We start from the raw sequence: 3,341 nt of genomic DNA on the forward strand, positions 1-3,341 counted from the left end.
GCCATGGATTCCGTTCTCCCAGCTGCGTCCTAACCACCTTGACTAATGCTATAATTTGAGGAAATTTGCACAGGATTTGCGAAGACCGTCGCCAATTCCGCCAGATTGACCGTCTTGGCTTGAAACAGCGCCATCAGGAACAGGCAGGCAAAGTTTCATCTCGCCCCGTGCCAGGGCAAGTGAGGGCGCAAAGTGTCTCGTAATCGGTTAAGCTCGTTCATGAGAGGGAAGTTTGGTTTGCGGTAATTCCGATCTAACCCTCTCACCCTAACTTGGCGCTACCCCCCCCACCCCTCGACTTTCGCCTCAGCCCGGAGCGCCCCCTTCAGCATTTTCGGCTAGATTCCCTTTTGGCTAAGACTTTCAGCTTTTTTGTCCTGTACTGAGGTGGCAACCCTATTTCATGCCTGAACGTCTCGCACAAGTGGTTATATTTAAACTTATGACCTCTTTGTGTCGCCAGCCAATAAGCGAAAGTAATTCACAAAAATAAGGCGAAAAATCGGGTTGAATCTACTCGGGTGGATTCCATGTTATCGCCCACACTTTTACAATCTCTAAACATCATTTCGATACCCCATCGCGCTTGATAAATTTGCTTAACCAGCTGGGTATTGTCAAGTTTGGTTAGTAAATACCACGTTTCTTTTACCTTTTTTCCACGATGATTTTTTTGCCCATAAACTCCTAGGTTAAATCCCTGAATAGGTTCAGATTTTTGAAAGGTTACATTTTTTAAAAAGGAGGATTTGCAAAATTTCTATTCCTGGGCTTTTAAAGACTTGCATGGATGGTTTTCTGTGGCTACAAAAGCGCTCTTTTTATGGCTAAATACAACGTCTACCCCTCTGGCTATTAGCCAGTCTGCTAGTTGGGCGCTATTAAATTCGCGCGTCTCCTATTACCACAACCGGATAAGGTTTTAAAAGAGCTAGTACCGGCTCTAATACTCGTTTCTGTTCCCGAAAATAACTACTGCCCAACTTGAAGAGTAGCTCCCCATATATTGGTAAAGCATGATTTCCAAAAATTATCGTGACCATCAGGAGATTCCGGTCTCTCCATTGAGTGCTCTCGATAGCAACCGCTACATAGTTTTTTGTTTTAAAACTTAATCTTGAGCGCTTTATCCTTTGTTCTATATTTAAATGTTTTTCTCGAAATTCAGATTTTAAAGCGGCCTTGATTATCGGAAACCACAGCAATTTAGCCGAAAGTTGGGGGAGTTTCAGAAATCGCTGGATATTTCGGATTCGACTCTTGTATTGAATGGGTTGGGGAAATAAGTTTGCGAGGGTTGATAATCTGACTTGCCGATAACTTTGAAGCATCATAACGAAGAGTTCTAAGGTCTGTGCTTGACTCTCGCTCAAATGGATTCGTAATAGTTTCTGGTATAACGTCTTTAGCATTAGCATTTTTGGTCAGGGTAGCTCCAAGGGCCACCCGCTTTTTGACGACCTCTCCATTATCTCAAACAATTGCCCCATCTGGGTTTTCCCTCCGTTGTCACCCTCTCAGGCTTGAGGGTCTCGAGTTAGACATCCCACCCGATAGCAGTTGAATTTCCATAATGAGAATTACTGGTTTCTTTAGAGAAATTCTGTACAAAATCTGATGCTGTGATAGTATCTGGGTGGATTTGTCCGAGTACGGGCGGGTTCTCCAATCATCCTCTATCTTGACCAGATTATTGGTGAACCTGCCCCTACGGCTTAATTGTCTTTTGTGTGTGGTGGAGAAGATTCCAGGAGTGCTCAATAGGATGTCAACAGGATATTCAAGCATTAGTGTAGGGCGAGGTCAACTAGACCCTCTACGGATTGGGGTAATTGGTGTTGGCAATATGGGACAGCATCACACGCGGGTTCTCAGTTTGCTGAAGGATGTACAACTGGTGGGAGTTTCCGATGTTAATGTGGAACGGGGACTCGACACAGCCAGTAAATACCAGGTTCGCTTTTTTGAAGATTATCGGGATTTGTTGGAATATGTGGATGCGGTTTGTGTGGCGGTTCCCACCCGTCTACATCACTCGGTAGGAATGACTTGCCTCAAGGCCGGAGTTCATGTGTTGATTGAAAAACCCATCGCTGCTAGTATTTCCGAAGCAGAGTCTTTAGTCAATGCAGCCGCAGAATATCAGCGCATCCTGCAGGTCGGACATATTGAAAGGTTTAATCCGGCTTTTGCTGAACTTGGTAAAGTCTTGAAAACTGAGGAAGTTTTGGCTTTAGAAGCACATCGCATGAGTCCATACTCCCACCGGGCTAATGATGTGTCGGTGGTGCTGGATTTAATGATTCATGATATCGACTTGTTAATGGATTTAGTCCCCGCCCCGGTGGTGAAGTTAACTGCTAGTGGCAGTCGTGCTTCAAATTCGGGTTATCTTGATTATGTGACGGCTACTTTGGGTTTTGGTAATGGCATTATTGCCACTCTCATCGCTAGTAAAGTCACCCACAGGAAATTGCGATCTATTGTAGCTCATTGTAAAAATTCCCTCACGGAAGCAGATTTCCTTAATAATGAGATTTTAATACACCGCCAAACTACGGCGGATTATGTGACTGACTATGGCCAGATTCTCTATCGTCAGGATGGATTAATTGAAAAAGTCCACACTAGCAATATTGAACCTCTCCATGCGGAATTAGAGCATTTTGTCAGTTGCGTTCATGGTGGAAATCAGCCGTCAGTAGGGGGAGAACAAGCCTTAAAAGCCTTGCGATTGGCAAGTTTGATTGAACAAATGGCTTTGGATGGTCAGGTCTGGTCGGCGAGAGAACTACCATATCCTATCAACTCCCCGACGGTTCAAGTCGGTTGATAGCTGATATCCTCGAAGATGCTCTCCCCCGGGAAACAGACCCACCGAGTGGCTCTCTCTCGGTCTCCCAGAGGGAGCCTTAAAAGTCTCTTGACCGCGAGGGCAGTTTAGATGTACATATCGGAATTACCGCCCCACTGAAAATATCTGTTCTCCGGTCAAGTTTAATTAGAGGAAAGGTGGCGATACAGCATCTTCTACTTTAGGCGATCGCAGAATATCTTGACCTCTAAATAAATAACAGGCTTGAACTTTCGGTAAGCCAGCCCCACCAGTTTCTGCTATGGGAACATCAATTAGGGGTCCACAATGGAGTCGCCTCCATCCCCTCCCATTCAGAACCGTACGTGAAAGTTTCCCTTTATACGGCTCGTAGGGTGCGTCACATCCCGATAATTGAAATAGACTGGAAGCGTTTACCGTTGTCTTGGAATTGTATAGCACTAGTCAATACGGTTAGGACGCAGCCTTGAGAACAGAATCCATGGCATCATCGAGAGAATCAAAC

Annotated in this window: 2 protein-coding genes and 2 pseudogenes; 1 reads left to right on the forward strand and 3 read right to left on the reverse strand. The window is 45.1% G+C overall.

Annotated elements, in window-relative coordinates:
* Positions 1–50: 50 nt before the first annotated feature.
* Together P5674_RS23720 and P5674_RS23725 are read right to left on the reverse strand one after the other, a co-directional pair.
* Positions 51–221: pseudogene (locus P5674_RS23720) on the reverse strand (IS4 family transposase); the annotation flags it as partial.
* Between the two features lie 200 nt (positions 222–421).
* A pseudogene (locus tag P5674_RS23725) lies at positions 422–1,412 on the reverse strand (IS4 family transposase); the annotation flags it as partial.
* A gap of 353 nt (positions 1,413–1,765) precedes the next feature.
* Here P5674_RS23725 and P5674_RS23730 point away from each other — a divergent pair.
* Positions 1,766–2,833 carry a Gfo/Idh/MocA family protein gene (locus P5674_RS23730; RefSeq protein WP_006616252.1) on the forward strand — a complete coding sequence of 356 codons (1,068 nt, stop codon included), beginning with the start codon at positions 1,766–1,768 and terminating at the stop codon, positions 2,831–2,833.
* Between the two features lie 168 nt (positions 2,834–3,001).
* Here the strand turns inward: P5674_RS23730 and P5674_RS23735 are convergent, their stop codons facing one another.
* Positions 3,002–3,277, reverse strand: a complete 276-nt coding sequence (locus P5674_RS23735; protein WP_161783030.1) for a hypothetical protein — start codon at positions 3,275–3,277, stop codon at positions 3,002–3,004.
* Positions 3,278–3,341: the final 64 nt, after the last annotated feature.

Source organism: Limnospira sp. PMC 289.06, from assembly GCF_032350395.1.
Lineage (GTDB): Bacteria > Cyanobacteriota > Cyanobacteriia > Cyanobacteriales > Microcoleaceae > Limnospira > Limnospira platensis.